Origin of the sequence: Cedecea neteri (assembly GCF_000758305.1) — a bacterium.
GTDB lineage: Bacteria > Pseudomonadota > Gammaproteobacteria > Enterobacterales > Enterobacteriaceae > Cedecea > Cedecea neteri_C.
The window spans coordinates 509172-531163 of sequence record NZ_CP009458.1; the positions used below are offsets into that span (position 1 = coordinate 509172).

The following is a 21992-nucleotide window of genomic DNA, read 5'->3' on the forward strand; positions in this document are numbered from 1 at the left end:
TTTACTGCGCCAGCGGCTTCACGAAGCGGTCGGTCACAAACTGGCTATAATCGGTGGCGACCGCCGGCACTTTGCCCTGCTCTTTCAGGAAGTGCGCGGTGTCCACGATGGCTTTGTTCACTGGGCCGCTAAGCTGCTCAACCTGCTGCTTCGCCGTCAGGTAGGTATTGCCTTTCACCAGCCCCGGGACGTCGCTTTCCGGCACGCCGCTCAGGCGCGAAAGCTTGCTCAGGTTGTCCGGTTGTTTAAGCCAGCCGTCCGGGTTGGTGAGATAGCTTTGCTGAGCAGCAACGGCGCTGCGGGCAAAAGCGGTGACCACATCGGGGTGTTTTTCGGCAAAGTCTTTACGCACAACCCAGACATCGAGCGTTGGGGAGCCCCATTGGCCCACCTGCGCCGAATCCGTCAGCACGTTGCCGTCTTTTTCCAGCTCGTTCACTGCCGGAGCCCAAACGTAAGCGGCGTCGATGTCCCCGCGCTGCCAGGCGGCGATGATTGCCGGAGGCTGAAGGTTAAGGATTTGCACCTGATCCGGCTTGATGCCCCAATGTTTGAGGGAAGCCAGCAGGCTGTAATGGGTGGTGGAGATAAACGGCACGGCAATGCGTTTGCCGATCAAGTCCTGCGGCGATTTGATGCTTTTTTTGACCACCAGCGCTTCGGAGTTACCGAGCTGGGAGGCCAGCAGGAAGACTTCAATCGGCACATTCTGGCTGGCGGCAACGGCCAGCGGGCTGGAGCCGATATTGCCGATTTGCACATCGCCCGAGGCCAGCGCCCGCACCACGCTCGCGCCGCTGTCGAACTTACGCCATTCCACTTTCGCCCCGCTGTCTTTGGCAAAAGCATCATCGGCTTGCGCAACTTTGGCGGGTTCGGCGGAGGTTTGATACGCCACGGTGACGTCCACTGCGTGGGCCTGCGCTGCGATTAAGGCCAGTGCAACCAGCCAGAGTGAGTGTCGTTTTGCTGCCATGATCCTGCTCCTGTCTCGGGGGAGAGAGCAGTATTTCCAACGGCAACGATTCCATAAAAGAATAAAAAATTATCGCTAATGCCTTTCCGTCCTTAGAAAAAAAGTGGGCAAGGTTAGCTGCTGAGCGGGAATAACGCCGCCCGCAGATCGCGAGCGGGCAGAATTATATTAACTTAAGTCAAATCAACGTTCTTGCTGCCAAAGCACCAGGTCATGATGAACCCGGCGATATAGGCGATAACAATCCCGGCAACGTAAACCGCCATCCCGGCGAAGATCCCCTGATGAGAAGTCATCAACGGAATCGACACCAAACCTGACGGCCCAAACACCGTATTCAGCCCGACGGGCAGCCCCAGCCAGGCCACCAGCCCAATGAAGAACCCGCCGATCCCGCCGCCGATACAGGCGGTGATAAACGGCTTCAGGCGCGGCAGCGTCACACCGTAAATCAGCGGCTCGCCAATACCCAACAGGCCGGGAATAATCGCCCCTTTGATTTGAGTACGCAGGACCGAGCCTTTCGGCGAACGGGCAAACAGCGCCAGTGCCGCGCCCACCTGCCCCGCGCCGGCCATCGCCAGAATCGGGAACAGCGAGTTAAAGCCCTGGGCGTCCATCAGTGCGAAGTAGACCGGCACAAATCCCTGGTGAATACCAAACACCACGGCGATCAGGAACAGCCCGGCCAGAATCGCCGTGCCGAACGGGTTGCCGTTCAGGTGCATAAACAGCCACGACATGCCTTTGAACAGCTCGCCGCCGATGGGCATGATCGCCACAAAGGTGATCGCCCCGGTGATCAATAAAGTGATCGTCGAAGTGAGGATCATATCCAGATTATCCGGGATCATCCGCCGAACCTGACGTTCGATCCACGCCCCAAGCATACAGGCCAGCAGCACGCCAATAATGTTGCCACGCGGGTCGATAGCCAGCCCGAAGAAGGTATCCATCCCGGCGTAATAGCCCACTTTGCCTTCCGGCACGTAGCGCAGAATAAACAGCGAGGCGATGATCGCCCCGTTTACGCCGGTGCCGCCGAAAGCTTTCTGGGTGTTGAAGCCAATCAGAATACTCAGGAAGGTAAACAGCCCGATGCTGAACACCTTCATATAGGCGATAAGCTGGGTCAGCCAGGCCGCAGGCGTTGTGCCTTCAACGACCAGTGTTTGCTGCAGCAGCGTGGCAATCCCCAGCAGCAGCCCGGCGGCGATAAAGCCCGGGATCAGCGGCGTGAAGATAGTGGCAAACTTAGTGAGGAAGTTATGCACCGCGCTGTTCTGCTTCGCCTTCATCTGCTGTTTGTTCTGGCTGGCGAGAGCGGCCAAATCCGCGCTTTCGCCATGCTCCGGCTCGCTCAAGCCCTCCTGCTTAAGCATCGAATTCATCAGCTCGCTGGCGGTTTGTGCTTTGCCCGGACCGAGAATAATTTGCAGCTGGTCGTCGCCGTTGACCACGCCCATCACGCCGGGAATTTTCTTCAGGTCGTCGTGCTGAACGAGATCTCTGTTTTTGAGCGTCAGCCTGAGGCGCGTCATGCAGTTGCCGCAGACAAGGATATTGCCGCTGCCGCCCGTCAGGCGCAGGATGTCTTCTATCATCGAGCCGGTGATTTTCGCCATAGCTACCCGTTTAACCCCCGCAATGCTTCACGTATAAAGCCTTGTTTTTTCGCCAGCAGATCGCTTGCCTCTTCGGCTGACAGGCCGCTAAGCAGCATGAAGATCGCCGTTTTACAGTGGCGGCGGCAGGCGCTAAGCGCCGCCTCGGCCTGCTCCGGGCTGCATTCGGTCGCCGCCACCACAATATTGACCTGCCGCTGGATCAGCTTGGCATTGGTGGCTTCCACATCCACCATCAGGTTGCCGTAGACTTTGCCACTGCGAATCATCGACCCGGTGGTGATCATATTCAGGATAAGCTTTTGCGCTGTCCCGGCCTTCATGCGCGAAGAGCCGGTGACGATTTCCGGGCCGACGACCGGTTCAATGGCGATATCCGCCGCCAGACTCATTTCGCTGCCCGGATTACAGGAAATCGCGGCCACGGTGGCACCCACGCTTTTTGCATAGGCCATGGCGCCCAGAACGTAAGGCGTGCGCCCGCTGGCGGCAATCCCCACCAGCACGTCACGCGCGCTGAAATTCAGGTTACGCAGATCCTGCTCGCCCATTTCGCGGTTGTCTTCGGCGTTTTCCACCGCCTGCAGAATGGCCGGATGCCCACCGGCAATCAGCCCGACGACCTGCTCACGCGGCGTGCCGAAAGTTGGCGGGCACTCACTTGCATCCAGGATGCCCAGCCGACCGGACGTCCCCGCACCGCTGTAAATCAGCCTGCCGCCCTGGGCGAAAGCCGCCACCACTTTATCGACAACCTGAGCGACCTGCGGCAGCGTGGCCTCCACCGCCAGCGGTACCTGCTTGTCTTCGTTATTGATAACTTTAAGCATCTCTAAGGTTGGCAGCGTGTCGATTTCCGCGCTGGCCGGATTGCGGCCTTCGGTGACCAGTTTGGTTAAGTTAATTTTCATCGGGACATCCGTTATGTGTGTTCTGTTGTGCATAGTATGGAATATTTTATTCCATGTGCGTGAACACAATCACGAATATTTTATTCCATCGAACAGGGAATAGCAGAATAATTCAGGCGAGAAAGCCGCCCTTCCGAGCGGCAAAAGAGGGGATCAGGCGATGCGGGCGAAACCGGCTTCCAGGTCAGCAATCAGTTCTTCAACGTTTTCCAGGCCAACGTGCACGCGCACCAGCGTGCCGCTGAAGTCCACCTTGCCTGCCGGGCGAATCTGGTTCAGCTCTTCCGGCTGGTTGGCCAGGATCAGCGACTCAAACCCGCCCCAGGAATACGCCATATGGAACAGCGTGAAGTTGTCGAGATAGCCCGCAAGCTGCTCGTCTGTGAGGCGCTTTTTCAGCACGAAGGAGAACAGGCCGGAGCTGCCGGAAAAATCGCGTTCGAAAAACGCATGCCCCGGACATTCGGCCAGCGCAGGATGGTTAACCCGTTCCACCAGCGGATGAGCTGACAGCCAGCGGGCAATCGCGAGGCTGCTTTCTTCATGCTGCTTCAGCCTGACCCCCAGCGTGCGCAGGCCACGGGCAGCCATATACGCCGTATCGGCATCCAGCGTCTGGCCCATCAGGTACGAGTTTTCGCGCAGGCGATCCCAGCAGCGCTCGTTGGCAACCGCCGTTCCCAACATGCCGTCCGAATGGCCGATGGTGTATTTGGTCCCGGCCTGAATCGAGATATCTACACCATAATCCAGCGCGCGGAATAGCACCCCGGCGGCCCAGGTGTTGTCCAGCATGACAACAATTTCCGGGTTAACGGCGCGAATCGCCTTAATCATGCCGGGAACATCCTGAACCTCCATGGTAATTGAGCCCGGAGACTCAAGGAAAACGACGCGGGTATTGGGCTGGATAAGCTCAGCGATCCCGGCACCAATCAGCGGATCGTAATACGTCGTTGAGACATTGAATTTGTTCAGGATCTTATTGCAGAAATCCTGCGTGGGCTCGTAGGCCGCGCCGGTCATCAGGATATGATCCCCGCCGCTGACAAAAGCCAGGATCGCATTGGTAACCGCCGCCGCACCGCACGGATAAAGCGAGCACCCGGCACCACCCTCTAACTCCGTCATCGCCTTCTGGAAGGAAAAATGCGTCAGGGTGCCTCTGCGGCCATAGAACAGTTCGCCGTTTGCCCGGTTGGCAGTGGCAAATTTTTTGTCTTTTACGCTATCAAAAACCAGCGAGGAAGCGCGCTGAATCACCGTATTGACCGCGCCCTGGGTGTAGCGTTTTTCCCGCCCGGCGGTGACCAGTTGAGTTTCAAGATGATTTTTCTGTTTCATAAAATTCTCCTGTTATTGCCTGATTCATTCCATTCAAAGGGCTTAGCCAGCGATACTGTTTGCGGCCAGCGGGGCGCTTGCCTGCGGCTCATGGCGCTTCTTTCCGGCGAAGCGTTCAACGATTTGTGCCGCATTAAGATCGTGGATCACGTTGATAAGCGTGGCCGGTGCATCGGTAATAGTGCCAAGCACCACCAGCAGAGGGATGGCTTCCATTGGCAGCCCCAACGTCGTAACGATAAAGATTTCCCCGAGGAACGCACCGCCCGGCACGCCGCCAACGATAATGGCCGACAGCACGGCAATCAGCATCGCGAGGAAAAAGGTTTCGCTTGTAAACGGCAGGCCGAGAACGGAATAGATAAAGACGATTTTCAGCGCGGCAATCATCGCGACGCCGCCTTTATTGAGGTTCACCAGCAGCGGAATAGAGACATCGACAATTTCAGGGTTGATGCCCATAGCCTTGCCCGCACGCAGCGTGACCGGCAGAGTACCGAGCGAAGAGCAGGTGCCCAGCGCGGTGGCTGAAGGTTCAATGGCGTGCCGCCAGAACGCTTTCACCGCCGGAAGCCCGCCGCCAATCCACGAATAGAAAATGGAGCCAAGCACGTAATAGATAAGCGTTGCCGCCATAAATAACCCGATGGCCCTGGCAAAGGTCATCAGCAACGCGGCATCCTGGCTCGCCATGGTTGCGGCGAAATAACAGCCCAGCCCGACAGGTGCCACCTTCATGATAATAGAGACAATTTTCATGATAACGGTGTTGGCGTCCTGCAACAGAGCGGCGATGCGTTTGCCTGCATCCGCCGACTGGCCAATCGCCACACCGGCGATGATCGCGATGACGATCAGCGCCAGAATATTCGACTTGGAAAACAGGCCGACGAAGTCGCTGGTGGTCACCATACTGACAAAATCCATTTCCCCCGAGCCGCCTTTCACCGAATGGGAAAGATCGATGGTCACGCCCTGAGCCGGGTTGTACCAAAGCGCCAGCAGCACAATGCCTGCGGCGGGAATCAGCGCCATAGCGATGGAAACAATAAAAATAACCACCATGATGCGGCCTAACCTTTTAAGGTCAGTCATGCCGGCAATAGAAGACATCACGCTGACGCCAACCAGCGGCACAATAATCATAAACAACAGGTTGAGGAATATTTGCCCGACAGGTTGTAATTTAATGGCGTAAGTCGGGGCATAAATACCCAGCAGGCCGCCGATAATAAGAGCAAATAAAAGAACAAATGATGATTTGTAGGGTTCGAGGCGTGTCCACATAAAGGATACCTTCTCAATAAAAGTAATAATAACTGGGACGAAAATCACAATTACCAACTGCTGTAATTAAATCCCCGGGCTTTTGTGATGCAAATCACTAATAGTGTATAAAATTCATTTTCTGACTTCTTTATTTACTACAGAGCAATAGTTACACTTTTAAAATTGGATTGGTATGGGGAATTAATACCGTTTCCGCAAATCACTTGTGAATAAAAGGAAAAAATGAGCGCGCCAATTTCACTCAAGCATCTCGAGGTATTCGTCAAAATTATCGATTGCGGCGGGCTGTCTGAAGCGGCGGCGCAGCTCAGCGTGTCGCCTTCGGCGGTGAGCAAGAGTCTGGCGGCACTGGAGGATTTACTGGGCACAACGCTTATCAAAAGAACGACCCGCAGCATCACGCTGACCGATGCCGGGCAATATTTGTTTAACCGCGCTAATAAGTTAATTAAAGAATTCGACGATACGCTAAATACCACTTCAAGCTATTACAACAATCCACAGGGTGAATTGCGCATCACCTGTTCTATTGCGTTTGGCTACGCCAGGCTGGTCAACCTTGTTGATAAATACCGGGCGAACTTCCCCGATGTGAATCTTTATATTGATCTCAACGATAACTTTATTAATCTTAATGAATCCGACTTCGATATCGCCCTGCGAATATCCACCTCTCCACCGCAAAATTACGCCATGCGCAAACTGGCTCCCGTACGCTGGGCTTACTGCGCCACCGCAGATTATCTCAGCAAGAAAGGGATGCCGGGCAAACGCACGGATCTGGTCACACACGACTGCCTGGTTTACCCTGGATTAACGCCGCTGATAAAAACTACCGATGAGCACGAACGGCAGCACCTGCTAAAAATGCGCACGCCGATCCAGGCCAACAGCAGCCTGGTGCTGCTTAAATCCGTCCTGGAAAATCAGGGCGTTGCCTACCTGCCTACCTACCTGATTGGCGACCATATTCAAAAAGATGAGCTAACCCCGCTGCTGCTGGACGGCATCATCACTTACGAAACCCATGCGCTGTACGCCCTCTATTTCCCGAGCAAATACAGCAACCCGAAGGTCCGGTCGTTTATTGATTTCCTGGTTGAGCAACTTGCGCCGCAGCCTGCCTGGGATAGCTGGATCCCTTAACTATTCCCCTTTAGTTTTTATGTGTTATTATCCGCCAGTTTCCTCAACCGAAGTCACTCAGAGGCCTGATGCTGGAGAATGTAATCATCAGATAATCAGCTCCCCGCCCCCCAAAGGACGGACTGATTATCACTGCGCTTAACCCGGATGCGAACACACGCGTTGTGTTGGCACGTTTTGCACATGATGATGAAAAGGTTTTTCAGCATGAATTTATCCCGTCAGGAACAGCGTACCCTCCACGTTTTAGCGAAAGGGGGACGCATCGTTCACACCCGCGACTTGTCCGGCCGCGTCACCGCCGTTGAATGTTACTCCCGCGAAGGGTTGCTGCTTAGCGACTGCACGCTGGCCGTGTTCAAAAAGCTCAGAACCAAGAAGCTGATTAAATCCAGCAATGGGCAGCCATACCGGATCAACACCACCGGGCTGAACAACGTTCGCGCCCAGCCGGATAACCGATAATTGACGAGAGCCTGGATGAAACAGACGTTTTGAAGGGCAGAAACAGATAACGGGCCACCTGGCCCGTCGAGACTGATGACAAACCTCATGCGGATAAAATTCTGCAATCTGTCACCAGAAAAATAAACTGGAAAATCAATTCATTGATTTTCGGCTGCTCGCCACAAAGAAGGAAAAACCCCGCTTTTTCCTTCTTTGTCAGCAACTTTAACGGGCCACCTGGCCCGTTATTTCAGTGCTCGAGCTCGGCGGCCCGGGATTCTTCTTCGCAATACTGGTTAAAACGTTCGCAGAACCACGTTTTTTGCTCGCGGCTCATGTTGCCGGTCACGGCCTGGAGATTCACCTGCTGCCCCAAAGCCTGCATATGCGCGAAACTGCGCGCCAGAAAATCAAAATTCTTTACTGCCTGTAGGTCTCTGTTCATCAGCATATCCCTCTGTGAGTTAACTTTTGGGTAAGTCATATGCTTCTGTTTTCAGTATCGACCCGCTGGCGATTGTTTTTTGAACAATGAATGCGCTTTTTGGCAAAAGAATCGGGGGCGTCCGTTATCAACGCCCGGCGCCAGAGCGCTGACGTAACCCCTGCCACAGTAAAACAATCGCTGACACAGCCAGCCACGGCAGAAGCAGTTCGTTAAGCCTTTCCCAGCCAAGCCACTCAAGTAATGCCCCGGCGCTTAAAGAGCAGCTCAGGCCAACAATAAAGATAGTCATATCGTTAACCGCCTGCGCCACGCCCTTTTCCGCCGCAGAAAACGTGGTGGTTAGCAGGGCAGTCCCGCCGATATAAAGGAAGTTCCACCCCAGCCCCACGAAGATCAGCGCACTGGCAAACGAGGTGAAGCTAGTCCCCGTCAACGCCAGTAGAATATGGCAGCCGAATAGTGCCACGCCGGTCAGCATCACCCGGATACTGCCAAAGCGAGCAATCAGTTTGCCGGTAATGAAAGAAGGGAGAAACATCGCCAAAACATGCAGTTGAATAACGCTGGAGGTTTGCGCCAGCGAGTGGTGGTGGTGCGACATCGCCAGTGGCGTGGCCGTCATCGCCAGAATCATGATGCCGTAACCTGTTGCCGCGCTAAAAAGCGCCGTCAGATAAGCAGGCTGCCTGATAACGACTTTCCAGGGCCTCGCCGGGGCATGATTAGCAACGATTTCCCGGCTCTCAGGAGTGGAAAGGCGGGAAAGCAAAAACACCGCTACAACCGAGATCCCCGCCAGAATCATGAAGGATCCCAAATAGTGTGGAGTCATGAGATCGCTGCCGAACCGGGCAAGTAATGGCCCCGCCAGCGCCGCCACAATCCCACCGGTCATCACCAGTGAAATGGCCTTTGGCCGGAAGGCATCGTTCGCCACTTCGCTGGCGGCAAAACGATAGAACTGAGCAAAAGACTGATACATCCCCACCAGCAACGTCCCGGCACAAAGCAGCAGAAACGATCCAGACACAATCCCCAAACCGGCTATCACACCGCCAACGACTCCCGCAGCAGCTCCGGTCATAAACCCGGTTTTTCGCCCCACTCTGGCCATCCACAGCGAAGCGGGAAATGTCGTCAGCGCAGTGCCGAGGAACATGGCGGCAATAGGCGCCGTAGCAAGCCCAGGTGAAGGCGCAAGCCGACCACCTGCCAGGCCACCAATCGTCATCACCAGTACTGAGACGGTCTGAAAAATGGCCTGGGCGCCCACCAAAAGGAGCACCTGGCGGTACATGTTTTTATATGACATCGGATTTATCCCGTATAACATTGAGCTGGTCGCTGACGAAAAACCTTTCTCTGCAGGTGGGATTTTTCGTCATATTGCGCTATCATTTAAACATTCAATTGAATGATTGAATGTTGCTGTTAACGGGATGAAGAGTCAATGAGTCAGCCGGAAAAATTTTTGTATTCGCACCTCGGCGAGCTGGCGAGGTTGCTGGGCAATGGCGCGAGAATTGAAATTCTGGAGCATCTTGCCGGAGGAGAACTGTCCGTTGAAATGCTGTCCGGGCTGACGGGCATGTCCACGGCCAGCACCTCACAGCACCTGCAAAACCTTCGAAAAGGCAACTTTGTGGCCTCCCGGCGCGACGGCAAACACATCATCTATCGGCTGGCTGACGGCCCGGTCAGAAGCGTGATTGCCAGCCTTCGCTGTTTTGCCGAATACAACAACGAGGCAATTCGCAGCATTGCTGCCGACTACCAGAACGCCAGCGAGAGGCTGGAACCGGTGGGCCGCGAGGAGTTGTTAAGTCGCCTGGAAGCCGGTGCCGTGACGCTGCTGGACGTCAGGCCAGAGGACGAATTTGGCGATGGCCATCTTCCGGGGGCCCTGAATATTCCACTCACAGAGCTGGAAGCGCGCCTGGCTGAACTGCCCAAAGACAGAGAAATTGTCGCCTATTGCCGGGGTGCGCACTGCATTCTTTCCGTCGAAGCCGTCGAATATCTTCGTCGCAAAGGCTACAAGATCCGCCGCTTTGATGCCGGCTACCCGGAATGGGTGGCCGCAGGTCTGGAGACAGAAGCTTAGCGCTGCCGGATCGGCCTTGTGAGCTGAAGCGCCTCCAGCGTTAACTTTGCGGCGGTAAACCTGTCGCTGCGCACGCCAAGGACCTCCTTTTCCCAAAGTGGATTCAGCGGCACGTGATAGCCCGCGTTCTTGGCCTGCAGCACAAGCTCAGCCAGATCATCTTTGTTTTCAATGATGCACAAAGGCTCGAAGCGCCCTATTTTATGCGGCAGCGCGAATGTGGCCGGGTAGTTGCTCTCCGGATCGGTCACCGGATTAGCGCTGTCCATCGCGTGATGCACCACTTTCTCCCCATCCCCCACCAGCGCCTGGTTCAGTACGCCAATCATCCGGCGGGCGCGTTCGCTCGCGTTGCCGATTTCATCATCACTCTTGCGGTAGAAGCTTGCCGGGTTGTCATAGTCCCCGCGCAACGCCTGGTGCTCAGGCAGCGTGCGGTAATTTTCCAGCCGCTGGCGAAAGACCTGATGGGAGACATCCGGCACCTGCAAATTATCCTCAGGCCCTAGATCGCTGACGTGCGGGGCGATGACCAGCAGATCGTAATCTGCGGTGAAGGGAAGAGCTTCGGCGTGTGGGGCCAGCACTTGCAGGGGCTCACCGTGATGAGAAATTTGATACCGCGCTTCTCCGCTGCCCGGCAGACGCCGGGCCTCAAACGCATAATGCTCGCCGCCTGGACCGCTGGCCCGGAGATGGCTCACGCCCCCGGCGTTCTCCGGCGACAGCTTGTCGATAAGCCCTTGCTCAAACAAGTCATGCAGGCGGCTTTGGGAAACTTCCAGCGGCACGGCGGCCGCATGCCCTTCGGCAATACAGGCCTGCGTTTGCAGGTTAAACTTCGCGATTCGTTCTGACGAGGCGTTCTCCAGCTTGCTGAACCGCTGCTCCACGCAGATAAACCCCGCCTGCGGCCCCCACGAGGCGCTTTTCCCCTTAATGTGAAAACCTTTGGTGGGATGCCCGGCCTCAATCAGCGCCGTCGCCAGCTTGTCCACCGGGCGAACACCAATGATGCAGTTGTGTTCCGAGGCGACTTTTTGAAGCGGGATAAGATGCGCAGGCACGATGCCGGTTTTGTCTTTGATGTGCGAGACAAGCTGCGGGAGATCCGTGTCGGGCGTTTTACTCGCTACAGGCAGGTGAAGTTCTAAGGGGCTATACGCCGCAGGGGTGGATTCAACTTTCATTTTACGGCCAGGCTCCCGGCGATAAACAACAAGCCATTGAGGCTGCGGCCGGGAAAAGGCGACCGGGGCAGCATCACGCGAAAACATCACCCAGGTGAATGCTCACGGATTGCCCCGCCGCCCTGGTTCCGGTTAAGTCTTGTCTTTCACCGTTTCAGTTCCACCGTTATTTTTCACCGAGGCAATGCCTTTATCCCGGGACTGCTCCGTGGCGTACATCTGGCTGGTGCCAATCACCTGATGATTCCCGGCCTTGAGGTTGAAGTAGAACTTCCCGTTGCTGGCGACCTTCTTGTCGTAGCGCTCCTCCAGCGGGCTGTTGGTGCGCACGGAGGCGATGCCGTTATCCGCCGAGGCGCGGGTTTTATACAGCTCGCTGGTGAGCACCACTTCGCCATTGCCCGCCTTGAGCACGAATTTAAATTGCCCGTCGCTGCTTTTGCTTAATTCGAACCAACCAGACATGTTAACTCCTTGATTAAAATCATAAACAGTTAATAGATTGGATGAACATCAAAAACAGTATGTACGAAAAACAAACAGATCGCCCACTCCGCCAGCGCATCGGCGGGACAAATGTCCCGGCGACGATACGGATTTCAGATCCCGCTGGCAGTTTTCACGCTAATCTGTGGGCAACGCGGGACGGGCGTCCTGTCCTTATTTGACGGGAAATTTTATAGTGAACAGCATGAAAAACGAGAGCAGACCCGGCGACTGGCTGAATGTCATTGAACGAGTGACCGGCGACCCGGTGCTGTATGAGCTGCTGAAGTATTGCCCGCTGGATATTCTGCGCAGCTGGCAGCTAAAACATTACCCACGTAGCTCGCTGATTTTTCGCCAGGGAGAAATTTGCGATGAATTTCACCTGATCGTCAAAGGAGAAATCGACGTTTTCACCACCGCCGACGACGGGCGAAAATATTCCCAGGCGCGCTATAAAAAAGGCGACATTCTGGGAGAACTGGAAATCTTCGAGCGGCGGCAATACATCTGCTCGGTAGAAGCGGTTAGCGACGCGGCGCTTTTAGTGCTGACGCGGGAAGAGTTTATTCGCTGGCTGGGGTTAGACAATTACTTTAATCAAAAAATATTACAGGCCGTGAGCGATCAATATTATCAGCTCTCCAAAAAGGCCGGGGAAGACATTCTTTATTCGTTACATCAACGTATTTGCCTGGCGCTGTGGCAGAAATACCAGTCAATACCAGGCAGTATCCCGCTTAATAAGCAGCAATTAAGCGAGCAGTTTGCGGTAGCCCCGCGCAGTATTAACCGCATTTTATCCGAACTGCGGGAAGACAATATTATTGCGATTCACGGCGAGCAGATTCAGGTTCTCGACCCTCAGCGCCTGCGCCAATACGCCGAACATTAAATAACAGCAGCCAATTCTGAGCCATGCCAAATGGCTCGTTTAACGCCAGGTAACTATCATGACCCAACTTCAGCCCCATATCCGGCTCAGCCGGGAGATGACGCACGCCCGTTATGCGCTCCTGCCGGGCGATCCGAAACGCGTGGAACACGTCGCGCAGTTTCTGGACAACGTGGAAGACTTCGGTAGCAACCGGGAATATCGCGCCCTGCGCGGCTGGTTCCGCGGCGTGGAAGTGCTGGTGATGTCCACCGGCATGGGCGGGCCTTCGACCGCCATCGCCGTGGAAGAGCTGCGCCAGATTGGCGTCACCAATCTCATCCGCATCGGCAGCTGCGGGGCGATGCAAAACCACATTCGCCTCGGTGACCTGGTGATCGCCACCGCCGCCGTGCGGGACGAAGGCACCAGCCAGATGTACATCGACAAAGGCTACCCGGCCTGCGCGGACATCGGCCTGGTTCACCATTTGACTCAGCAGGCCAAACGCCTGGGCTACGCCAGCCACTGCGGCTACGTGCGCAGCCACGACAGCTTCTACACCGAACGCGAAGACGAGATTAACCAGTTCTGGTCCGGCAAGGGCATTCTTGCTGCGGATATGGAAACGGCGCCGCTGATGGTCGTCGGCGCATTACGTGGCCTGCGCATCGCCTCCGTGCTTAACGTGGTGGTCGAGCACAGCGGCAATCTGGAAGAAGGCATTAACAACTACCAGCAGCAGGAACACTCCTGCCTGCAGGGTGAATCCCGCGAGATTTTACTCGCCCTCGAAGCGCTCTACCTTGACAGCCAGGAGCAGTAATCATGGATTTCTTTAGCATTAAGAATGTGATGGTCACCATTCCGCTCGGCGAAGGCGGCTACGCGCTGTCGTGGATCGAGGCCATCGGCACCGTCTTCGGCCTGCTCTGCATCTGGTTCGCCAGCAAAGAGAAAATCATCAACTACCTGTTCGGCCTGATTAACGTCACGCTGTTTGCGGCGATCTTCTTCCAGATCCAGCTTTACGCCAGCCTGCTGCTGCAGGTGTTCTTCTTCGCCGCCAACCTGTACGGCTGGTACGCGTGGAGCCGCCAGAACGAGGCCAACGAGGCCGCGCTGAAAATCCGCTGGCTGCCGCGCGGCAAGGCGTTCACGCTGGCGGCGGTTTGCCTGGTCGCCATCGCACTGATGACCTTCTTCATCGACCCGGTCTTCGCCGTGCTGACCCACATTGCGGTAGGCATTATGCAAAGCCTCGGCGTGGCGGTTGAGATGCCGCATCTGCAGCCGGATGCCTTCCCGCTGTGGGATTCCGCGATGCTGATCCTGTCGATTGCCGCGATGGTGCTGATGACGCGTAAATACGTCGAGAACTGGCTGCTTTGGGTGGTTATCGACGTGATTAGCGTGGTGATTTATGCCATTCAGGGCGTGTATGCCATGTCGCTGGAGTACATCCTGCTGACCGCGATTGCGGTGATGGGATCTCTGGCGTGGATAAAGAGCGCCCGAATGATTGGCTCCCGGCCACTCGCTTAAATCGTTTTATTGACTTCAAGGGCCGCTTAGCGGCCTTTTTGCTATTCGGATATATCTTATTTATCAAGCCACATGAAAATTAAGGGTTTTTTAAATAATCTCAAGATTTTCAGCGACCACTTTCAACCCGCTCAGCGTATTCATCTACACTTTATTTCAGGCACAGCAGTGACATAATTTTTAACGATCGTTAGCAGGTCGTTTTCACTCTCTCTTTTTACCGTCTTTTCCGTTTCTATTTTCATTCAGGCCTCTCCCTTTAATTGTTCCCGACCACTGGATAACCTCATGAAAATATTGTTTTTAAAAATCTTCACGCTGAATTTCAACCCACAATTTTACCTATCAGAGCAATCAAACACGCCGCAAAACAGTTTGTTATAACCAGCTTACTGCCGCGCATAAGCCCGCAGCACAAAATTTTGCGACATCTGTTGCTTTGCAACTTCTAATAAAAGTACGGGGTTAAACGATGAATAAGTTAAAAACACTAAAACTGACGCTGTGTATTACCGCCCTCGCCTGCACCGGGCTGACGCAGGCCGCCACTGTCGCCATGAATACCGTGGACGCCAACGGTACCTCCACCCCGGCGGGCACCATTGAATACCACGCCACCCAGTACGGCGTGGTCTTTACGCCAAACCTGAAAGGCCTGCCGCCGGGGATTCACGGCTTCCACGTTCACACTAATCCGAACTGCGGCCCCGCCATGCAGGACGGCAAAATGGTGGCTGGCCTGGCGGCTGGCGGCCACTTAGATCCGGCCCACACCGGCAAGCATGAAGGCCCGTGGGGCAACGGCCACTTGGGCGACCTGCCTGCGCTGTACGTCGACAGCGACGGCACCGCGACCTACCCGGTGCTGGCTCCTCGCCTGCGCATGTCTGACCTAAAAGGCCACTCGCTGATGATCCACGCCGGTGGTGACAACCATTCTGACCACCCGGCAATGCTCGGCGGCGGCGGCGCGCGTATGGTTTGTGGAGTGACGTCATGAGCAAGCGCGTCTTAACAGTTGCGTGCTTCACGCTGATGATGAACGGGCTTCCGGCCCTGGCGAACGCGGCAGAGACTTCTATCGACGCGCCAAAAGGTGAGCACTTGCAAACCGAGCTTTATGCCCGAGGCGTGCAAATCTACCGCTGCGCGGCGGCGGGCGCCGAAGCGAAAACCGGGAGCTGGGTATTCCAGGCCCCGGAAGCTGACCTGTTCAGCGACAAAGGCCTGAAGCACCTCGTCGGCAAACACTTTGACGGCCCGCACTGGCAGGCCACGGACGGCAGCGTGGTGGCCGGTACGCTAAGCGCCACTCGCCCATCGAAAGATAAAGGCTCGATTCCGTGGCTGCTGCTGACCGGTACATCCGAAGCGCAGCCAGGCCTGTTCGCCAACGTGAGCAGCATCCAGCGCGTGGACACTCGTGGCGGCGTAACCGGCCCCACGGTTTGCGACCCGACGACGTTTGGCGCAACGCTGAAAGTGCCTTATACGGCGACTTATAAGTTTTATACGAAGTAGCGGCATGAAAGCCCTGGCTGAAAGGCCGGGGCTTTGTGCTGATGGAGTTGTTTTCAGGGGAACAGGCGTTTACTGATATTTGGTTTTTACCATATCGCCATTTTTATTTATGTAATACTCACCGTCATTAACATCAAAAGATACCTTTCCATACCTGTCCATCCATACCGTAAAGGCTTTGTCTTTTTCAATGCAATTTATCGGTGGTGCCATATCTTCAAAGCATAGCCTATCGTACTTATCCTCTTCTTTGTAACCGTCGCCAAAATACCAAAATATCACTTCAAAAAAACCATCATCCCTTGGTTTTGGGATCTGATATTTTTCTTTAAGTATATCTTTATTTTTAAGCCACCAGTCTATTTTACCTTTATCCGTATAAGGAAAATTTTTGACCAAAATTAAGCTATGATTCCCTTTCTCATGAACAGCAACAATATTAACAGGACGTAGAGATAGCCAGATCCAGACGAAAAACAATACGCCCCCTGTAAAAATAAGCGTAAGCATGACTTTTTTATTTTTTTTCATCACGTTTACCAATAATCTCAACTGTGGTCTCTATCTTTACCATAAAGGGATTTAACTAATATAGTTTATAACCATAAAGAAAAAACCACCATTAAATAATAATCATGATTCACTATTGTGATAACTTGCTTCTGAGGAAGCCGGTACAATTCATAGTTAACAAGTCAGCATAGAAATTATCGTTAGTATTTTTCTTTTATCATCTCACCATTTTTATTTATGTAATACTCGCCGTCATTAACACCAAAGGATATATTGCCATGATTATCTCCCCTCACCGTAAAGGCTCTATCTTTCTCAATACAGTTCAATGGTGGGGCCATATCTTCAAAGCATAGCCTATCGTACTTGCCTTCTTCTTTGTAACCGTCGCCAAAATACCAAAAAGCAATGGCATAACTACCTGAAAATGATGATTTTGGGATGTCATACTTTACTTTTAATATATCTTTGTTTTCTAACCACCAATTTATTTTACCTTTATCTGTAAATGGGTAATTATTTACCAGGACATCACTAAAACTATTTCTTTGATGGATCGCGATGACTTCAACAGGACGAATTGAAAACCAAAGAAAATATATAATTAACATTGATAAAACCAGAACCGTAAATGCTAGCACATACTTATTTCTTAATTTCATTTTTACCTCCCATAATCACAACAGTAGCTTCCATATTAGTCATAAAGGGCTTAAAAGCAAACTGTCTATAGCGCTGAAGAACAAACCAGATACCAAAAAAACGAAAATATTTAAATTTAAACTTTGAAATATCATCATCATCCAACCCAAAGTGATCCTGAACTTTATAGTGAACGACAGCATGATATCGCTCGTTATCAATCGATAGAGACTTAATTGTGATATGTGTTGCCCAGGTATCATGCACGGTAATACCCAAACCGTTAAAGCTATCCTGAAATCGATCAAATTTTGGCAATTTACCCCATATAATCTCATCCCTTAATGTATTCTTTTCGTTTGCAGGATAATATTTACTTTCCCAATTTATTTTTTTGCTCAGCGCCTTTTGTAAAATTAAATACGTACTATTCTCTGTCACATCATTAACAATATGTTCCTTCAACGCACTATCCAACAGTGGATGCCTGAACGGCTTGCCGTTACCTTTTTGCATATGCGTGATCATCAGCTCGATTAGCAGGTTGTACGGCCGGTGCAGCGCAAACGGTAGGGACAAGAGCCGGAGCTCATCAAAAAGAATATCTGCGCACTCACACGGGCTCAGTTTTTCACCCTCTCCCCGGGAGCCGTGGAACATCGACTGCGGCTGGCTGAATGGGCTGATTTTTATCATCTTGTAAGGATCCACCCTTGTAGAAACGTCCACCAAATGAAACCGTGCCTTCAGGTCGATATCAGACAGATCGCCACAGCGCATATCTTTAGCTGTGTAATCATCCATCTTTTTCTGGGTTTCAAATATCTTACAGGGAAATTGCAATGCCGACATAAATCACGTCCTTGTATATTGTTGTCTCTACCATCCCGGTAGCCAAGCATGATAAGCAGTCTTTAGCCGTTGTGTAAATGTTGTACATTATTAAGAGTCTGAATTCAGGTTTCTTAATTGAGATTTTATTCACATCAGGAATGTTGATTTATATCGCCACCAATGGCTCTAAGATAAATTGGGATCATAAAAGCCCATGAGTTATGCTCAATAAAATTCATTCTATTCAGCGGGGCAGACCACCATGAAAATACTAAAAAGCGGTATCCGCGACGTAATTGCCAGCGACGATATTACCGTTGTGGAGCCGGTCAACCTCTACGAATGCACGCTGCAGAGCGGCGTATTCGTCGGGCCTTTCGTCGAGATCCAGCGCCACTGCGTGATTGGCTCCGGCACCCGCATCCAGTCCCACTCATTCCTGTGCGAAAACGTCACCACCGGCAAAAACTGCTTTATCGGCCACGGCGTCACCTTCGCCAACGACCTGTTCCGCAGCGGCAGGCCAGACCCCAACCCGGAGAACTGGACTGCTATCACCCTCGGCGATAACGTCACCGTAGGCAGCGGCAGCACCATTCTGACGGAGCATATTTGCAGCGGCGCGGTGATTGGCGCAGGCAGCGTGGTGACTAAAGATATCTTAGTGGCCGGGGTTTATGTTGGCAGCCCAGCGAGACTGGTGCGGGAATTTTGATTACGTTGAACTAGCTTTAACTTGCACTAACAGCTTTGCTTTATCTTCATCAGAAAGCTTAATCCAGCTCAGTGTTAATTCCGCCAGACCATCATCAACCATATAGAAGTATGCCAGCGGCACTTCAAGAGCGTTAGCCAACTGTTGGGCAACGTCAATGCTGGCCTGGTGAACGCCCTTTTCATAGCGGTTTATACGAGTGCTTGCGACAAATTCATCGATTCCGGCAAGAATGCCCAGGCCCTTTTGCGAAAGACCTTTTGCTAAGCGAGCGGTTTTTAAACGCTGGCAGAAAACGGCTGAGTAATTGATTTGAGTATTCATGGCTACGATAGTCGTAGCTTTAAGACTCAACTACTACTACGAGTAACGTAGTTCATTACAAATCTGAGTCTGCACGCAGTCCTACAACCTAAGGCCAAAATAAACTCTTTTCATTTTTGAGATACGGATCGACCAAAGGCGAGGATCAACTCTGCAAGTTGATCGTCATCAGCATAAAAGTAGGCCAGCGGAACATTCAATACAGTAGCCAGGTGCTGGGCAGTTTGAACATCAACCTCATGAATCCCTCGCTCATACCGATTGATACGTGCACTTGCTGCAAACTCATCTATACCCGCCAACATACCCAGCTTTTTCTGCGACAGACTGCTGGCAAGGCGTGATGCCCTGAGCCTTTTGCAGAAAATTTCACGGTAGTTTGGAGTGGTTCGCATAACTACGATATTCGTAGTTTTTGTTTGGACACGATACTACGAATAACGTAGCATTCGTTTGTAGCACATCCACTTACAGGTAACAGTCAGGAGGGAATCATGACTAAAGGTTGGCATTCGGCGGACATCATCGCCGGTTTACGCAAGAAAGGAACATCGTTGGCGGCACTTTCACGAGAATCAGGTCTGGCCTCTTCAACGCTGGCAAATGCGTTAACGCGTCCGTGGCCAAAAGGTGAGTTTTTGATTGCTAAGGCGCTTGAAGTTCATCCGAGTGAGATATGGCCCGAGCGGTATGTTGGGGAAGATGGGGAGATTGTTGATCGGGAGAGATCTATGAGACGGAATCGGGAGTCGGTGCGTTCCTCCTCATAACCAGTTCGTAGTGAATTACTTTGGAGCAGGCCGCTTAATCCAAGAGTGCTGAAACACGCCAGAAGATAATCCTTGGTGCTAAAGTAGCTAAAGCTGTGGACTGTAAAGTAGAAGAGCTGGATAAATAATTAATATTAGGACTGATATTACAATCATCGAATATTAGTATTGAAGATAAAGCAAGATTAAAATTACGAGAAAAAAATTGAAGAGTTGATTTACTGGATGCTATAACTATTTATAGCATCTATATATTAAATGATGTTCAATTAACCAATTGCATCTTGAATACTTAATCATGTCACGCTGAATATTTTGTTACAATTTGAATGCTGTCTAATTATAGCGTTAGTAATAAAAAATCATGTTTTATTAGATTGTACTTAGTAGCCCATCAAGGATTAACTCGGCCATAATATTTCATTTAAAAATAACTTGAAATACCTATGTTACATAGGTAACATAGGTATGAATGCACTTAAGAGATATATATATGGCTATTGGAAGATCTGGAAGGATTGTTTTACAAGTAGACCCTGAGTTAAAAAAGAAGCTTTACTCTATCCTAGCTATGGAGTCTATAACCCTTAAAGACTGGTTTACTTTAAAAGCGAAAGAGCAAATTGAAAATAAGAATAAAGAGAATGCGAAATGAAATTTAAAGCAGATCAGACAGCTCAAAAACTACGTGGCGGTTATTATACACCACAAAACATCGCTGACTTTACAACAAAATGGGTCCTAAATAATAATCCTAAAAGTATTCTAGAACCTAGTTGCGGTGATGGTGTATTCTTTCAGTCTTTATACAATAATAAATTTGACAAAAACATTAAAGTACAAGGTTATGAACTTTTCGATATAGAAGCTAAAAAATCTATTGAGTTGTGCAAATCCTTAGGTTTTTCAGACGTTGATATCACAGAAGGTGATTTTCTGGAATGGGCAAGGATTGCAATTCAGAGAAAAAAAACTTCTTTTGATGCCATTATTGGCAACCCTCCCTTTATACGTTATCAATTCTTAGAAAAAAATTTCCAAGAAAATACTGAAGCAATTTTCAAATTGCTTGACTTGAAATTTACTAAACATACAAATGCATGGGTGCCTTTTATTTTGTCTGGCGTTTCGCTCCTCAACCCCGGAGGACGTCTTGGCATGGTAATTCCATCAGAAATTATAAATGTAATGCATGCACAATCCTTGAGGACATTCTTAGGTGAGCATTGCTCTAAAATTGTAATTATTGATCCAAAAGAAATATGGTTCACTGAAACCTTACAAGGAGCAGTCATTTTATTAGTTGAAAAGAAAATTAATATGGATTGTGCATCACAAGGTGTCGGAATTAAAGGGGTCAGTGGCTTCGATTTTTTACAAAAAAATCCAGAAGACATATTCAATGAGACAAATACAATCAGTAGTGATACCGTAAAAGGTAAGTGGACAAAAGCCGTACTTGATAAAAATGAAATTAATCTTCTTAATGAAATTATTAAACACCCAAACGTACACTCATTTGATTCTATAGCAAATGTTGAAGTGGGAATTGTCACAGGTGCCAATGAGTTTTTTCTTGTAAATAAAGATGTAGTTGATACATTTGAATTAAGTGAATTCACCCATCCAATGTTTGGAAGAAGTCAACATTGTCAAGGTGTTATATATGATGAGGCTCAACATTTATCTAATATAGAGAATAATCTTCCAGTTTATTTTTTATATTTGGATAAAGAATTTCATGAACTACCTAAAAAAACGCAAGAATACATTTTCAATGGCGAATTACAGGGTTTTCACAAGCGATATAAGTGCAGGATTCGGAAACCTTGGTATAAGGTTCCCTCTGTATTTAGCACAAAACTAGCTATGCTTAAACGCTCTCATGACGCTCCAAGGTTAATTTATAATCAATATCAAGCTTATACAACCGATACAGCCTATAGAATAAAACCTAAATCTAATATCAATGAGGAAAAATTATCCTATTGCTTCCTCAACCCTTTAACTGCGATATTTGCAGAGCTGGAGGGGCGTTCTTATGGTGGTGGGGTAATGGAACTTGTACCTTCTGAAATAAGGAAGCTGTTTATCCCTCTACCGGAAAAAATTGACTTCAATCTATCTGAGTTAAATAACTCTATGATGAACAGATCCATGGAGAAAAATATTGCAGAACAAGGGAAGAAAATATTTTCTCATATGGGATATGATGACGAGGTAGTTGAAAAATTAATCCAGATTTGGAATAAGTTAAAAAATAGAAGACAGAGAAATTAGGAATTCT

At 50.9% G+C, this 21992-nt stretch carries 26 protein-coding genes and 1 pseudogene; 13 read left to right on the top strand and 14 right to left on the bottom strand.

Annotated elements, in window-relative coordinates:
- Position 1 precedes the first annotated feature (1 nt).
- From tauA to LH23_RS02335, 5 genes are all read right to left on the bottom strand, one after another.
- Positions 2-976: a taurine ABC transporter substrate-binding protein gene (gene tauA / locus LH23_RS02315; protein WP_039287887.1), complete on the bottom strand. Its 975-nt coding sequence runs from the start codon at positions 974-976 to the stop codon at positions 2-4.
- Positions 977-1149: 173 nt separating this feature from the next.
- The gene (gene murP / locus LH23_RS02320; protein ID WP_039287890.1) at positions 1150-2601 is read right to left on the bottom strand and encodes a PTS N-acetylmuramic acid transporter subunit IIBC; all 1452 of its coding nucleotides are present in this window, start codon (positions 2599-2601) and stop codon (positions 1150-1152) included.
- 2 nt (positions 2602-2603) lie between these two features.
- Positions 2604-3512 carry an N-acetylmuramic acid 6-phosphate etherase gene (murQ, locus tag LH23_RS02325; protein ID WP_039287892.1) on the bottom strand — a complete coding sequence of 303 codons (909 nt, stop codon included), beginning with the start codon at positions 3510-3512 and terminating at the stop codon, positions 2604-2606.
- A gap of 153 nt (positions 3513-3665) precedes the next feature.
- Positions 3666-4856 carry a cystathionine beta-lyase gene (gene metC / locus LH23_RS02330; RefSeq protein WP_039287895.1) on the bottom strand — a complete coding sequence of 397 codons (1191 nt, stop codon included), beginning with the start codon at positions 4854-4856 and terminating at the stop codon, positions 3666-3668.
- Positions 4857-4898: 42 nt separating this feature from the next.
- Entirely contained in the window at positions 4899-6143 is a 1245-nt protein-coding gene (locus tag LH23_RS02335; RefSeq protein WP_039287900.1) for a dicarboxylate/amino acid:cation symporter, read from the bottom strand.
- A 225-nt stretch (positions 6144-6368) separates the two neighbouring features.
- On the opposite strand from LH23_RS02335, the gene LH23_RS02340 reads away from it, so the two are divergent.
- Both LH23_RS02340 and LH23_RS02345 read left to right on the top strand, forming a co-directional pair.
- The gene (locus LH23_RS02340; RefSeq protein WP_039287902.1) at positions 6369-7292 is read left to right on the top strand and encodes a LysR family transcriptional regulator; all 924 of its coding nucleotides are present in this window, start codon (positions 6369-6371) and stop codon (positions 7290-7292) included.
- Between the two features lie 207 nt (positions 7293-7499).
- The gene (locus LH23_RS02345) at positions 7500-7757 is read left to right on the top strand and encodes a YjhX family toxin (protein ID WP_039296305.1); all 258 of its coding nucleotides are present in this window, start codon (positions 7500-7502) and stop codon (positions 7755-7757) included.
- Positions 7758-7989: 232 nt separating this feature from the next.
- Here the strand turns inward: LH23_RS02345 and LH23_RS02350 are convergent, their stop codons facing one another.
- Both LH23_RS02350 and LH23_RS02355 read right to left on the bottom strand, forming a co-directional pair.
- Positions 7990-8190 carry a glycogen synthesis protein GlgS gene (locus tag LH23_RS02350; protein ID WP_197062503.1) on the bottom strand — a complete coding sequence of 67 codons (201 nt, stop codon included), beginning with the start codon at positions 8188-8190 and terminating at the stop codon, positions 7990-7992.
- Positions 8191-8311: 121 nt separating this feature from the next.
- Complete coding sequence (locus LH23_RS02355; RefSeq protein WP_039287906.1) at positions 8312-9499, bottom strand: MFS transporter; 1188 nt, start codon at positions 9497-9499, stop codon at positions 8312-8314.
- A gap of 138 nt (positions 9500-9637) precedes the next feature.
- Between LH23_RS02355 and LH23_RS02360 the strand changes: the two genes are divergently transcribed.
- A complete protein-coding gene (locus LH23_RS02360) occupies positions 9638-10291 on the top strand; it encodes an ArsR/SmtB family transcription factor (RefSeq protein ID WP_039287908.1) in 654 nt (217 codons plus the stop codon).
- Here the strand turns inward: LH23_RS02360 and LH23_RS02365 are convergent.
- Together LH23_RS02365 and LH23_RS02370 are read right to left on the bottom strand one after the other, a co-directional pair.
- Positions 10288-11481: an anthrax toxin-like adenylyl cyclase domain-containing protein gene (locus LH23_RS02365; protein ID WP_081946152.1), complete on the bottom strand. Its 1194-nt coding sequence runs from the start codon at positions 11479-11481 to the stop codon at positions 10288-10290. The genes LH23_RS02360 and LH23_RS02365 overlap by 4 nt on opposite strands.
- Positions 11482-11613: 132 nt before the next feature.
- Positions 11614-11946 (bottom strand): YegP family protein, encoded by a 333-nt coding sequence (locus tag LH23_RS02370; protein ID WP_008460852.1) that lies wholly within the window; start codon positions 11944-11946, stop codon positions 11614-11616.
- Between the two features lie 217 nt (positions 11947-12163).
- Here LH23_RS02370 and LH23_RS02375 point away from each other — a divergent pair, with 217 nt between their 5' ends.
- From LH23_RS02375 to LH23_RS02395, 5 genes are all read left to right on the top strand, one after another.
- Positions 12164-12862, top strand: coding sequence for a Crp/Fnr family transcriptional regulator (locus LH23_RS02375; protein ID WP_419672729.1), 699 nt, complete (start codon positions 12164-12166; stop codon positions 12860-12862).
- Positions 12863-12920: 58 nt separating this feature from the next.
- Positions 12921-13667, top strand: a complete 747-nt coding sequence (locus LH23_RS02380) for a nucleoside phosphorylase (protein ID WP_039287910.1) — start codon at positions 12921-12923, stop codon at positions 13665-13667.
- Positions 13668-13669: 2 nt separating this feature from the next.
- Positions 13670-14386, top strand: coding sequence for a nicotinamide riboside transporter PnuC (gene pnuC / locus LH23_RS02385; RefSeq protein WP_039287912.1), 717 nt, complete (start codon positions 13670-13672; stop codon positions 14384-14386).
- A 472-nt stretch (positions 14387-14858) separates the two neighbouring features.
- Positions 14859-15386, top strand: coding sequence for a superoxide dismutase family protein (sodC, locus tag LH23_RS02390; protein ID WP_052050115.1), 528 nt, complete (start codon positions 14859-14861; stop codon positions 15384-15386).
- A complete protein-coding gene (locus LH23_RS02395) occupies positions 15383-15907 on the top strand; it encodes a DUF3455 domain-containing protein (RefSeq protein ID WP_039287914.1) in 525 nt (174 codons plus the stop codon). The genes sodC and LH23_RS02395 overlap by 4 nt, the downstream gene beginning before the upstream one ends.
- A 69-nt stretch (positions 15908-15976) precedes the next feature.
- Here LH23_RS02395 and LH23_RS02400 read toward each other — a convergent pair whose 3' ends face one another.
- From LH23_RS02400 to LH23_RS02410, 3 genes are all read right to left on the bottom strand, one after another.
- The gene (locus tag LH23_RS02400; RefSeq protein ID WP_039287916.1) at positions 15977-16438 is read right to left on the bottom strand and encodes a DUF943 family protein; all 462 of its coding nucleotides are present in this window, start codon (positions 16436-16438) and stop codon (positions 15977-15979) included.
- Positions 16439-16620: 182 nt separating this feature from the next.
- Positions 16621-17082, bottom strand: coding sequence for a DUF943 family protein (locus LH23_RS02405; protein ID WP_039287918.1), 462 nt, complete (start codon positions 17080-17082; stop codon positions 16621-16623).
- Positions 17066-17914 carry a YPO3983 family protein gene (locus LH23_RS02410; protein WP_039287920.1) on the bottom strand — a complete coding sequence of 283 codons (849 nt, stop codon included), beginning with the start codon at positions 17912-17914 and terminating at the stop codon, positions 17066-17068. Before LH23_RS02410 ends, LH23_RS02405 begins: the two co-directional genes overlap by 17 nt.
- Positions 17915-18158: 244 nt before the next feature.
- On the opposite strand from LH23_RS02410, the gene LH23_RS02415 reads away from it, so the two are divergent.
- Positions 18159-18611: an acyltransferase gene (locus LH23_RS02415; protein ID WP_039287922.1), complete on the top strand. Its 453-nt coding sequence runs from the start codon at positions 18159-18161 to the stop codon at positions 18609-18611.
- Here LH23_RS02415 and LH23_RS02420 read toward each other — a convergent pair whose 3' ends face one another.
- Both LH23_RS02420 and LH23_RS02425 read right to left on the bottom strand, forming a co-directional pair.
- Positions 18612-18935, bottom strand: a complete 324-nt coding sequence (locus tag LH23_RS02420; RefSeq protein ID WP_039287923.1) for a helix-turn-helix domain-containing protein — start codon at positions 18933-18935, stop codon at positions 18612-18614. It abuts the gene before it with no gap.
- A 110-nt stretch (positions 18936-19045) separates the two neighbouring features.
- Entirely contained in the window at positions 19046-19330 is a 285-nt protein-coding gene (locus LH23_RS02425) for a helix-turn-helix domain-containing protein (protein ID WP_039287925.1), read from the bottom strand.
- A gap of 99 nt (positions 19331-19429) precedes the next feature.
- On the opposite strand from LH23_RS02425, the gene LH23_RS02430 reads away from it, so the two are divergent.
- From LH23_RS02430 to LH23_RS02435, 4 genes and pseudogenes are all read left to right on the top strand, one after another.
- Complete coding sequence (locus LH23_RS02430) at positions 19430-19705, top strand: helix-turn-helix domain-containing protein (RefSeq protein WP_039287927.1); 276 nt, start codon at positions 19430-19432, stop codon at positions 19703-19705.
- A 38-nt stretch (positions 19706-19743) separates the two neighbouring features.
- Positions 19744-19914: pseudogene (locus tag LH23_RS24240) on the top strand (conjugal transfer protein TraD); the annotation flags it as partial.
- A 284-nt stretch (positions 19915-20198) separates the two neighbouring features.
- On the top strand, positions 20199-20360 hold the full coding sequence (locus LH23_RS24155; protein ID WP_000974283.1) for a hypothetical protein: 162 nt from the start codon (positions 20199-20201) through the stop codon (positions 20358-20360).
- On the top strand, positions 20357-21985 hold the full coding sequence (locus tag LH23_RS02435) for a class I SAM-dependent methyltransferase (RefSeq protein WP_039287929.1): 1629 nt from the start codon (positions 20357-20359) through the stop codon (positions 21983-21985). The genes LH23_RS24155 and LH23_RS02435 overlap by 4 nt, the downstream gene beginning before the upstream one ends.
- Positions 21986-21992 lie beyond the last annotated feature (7 nt).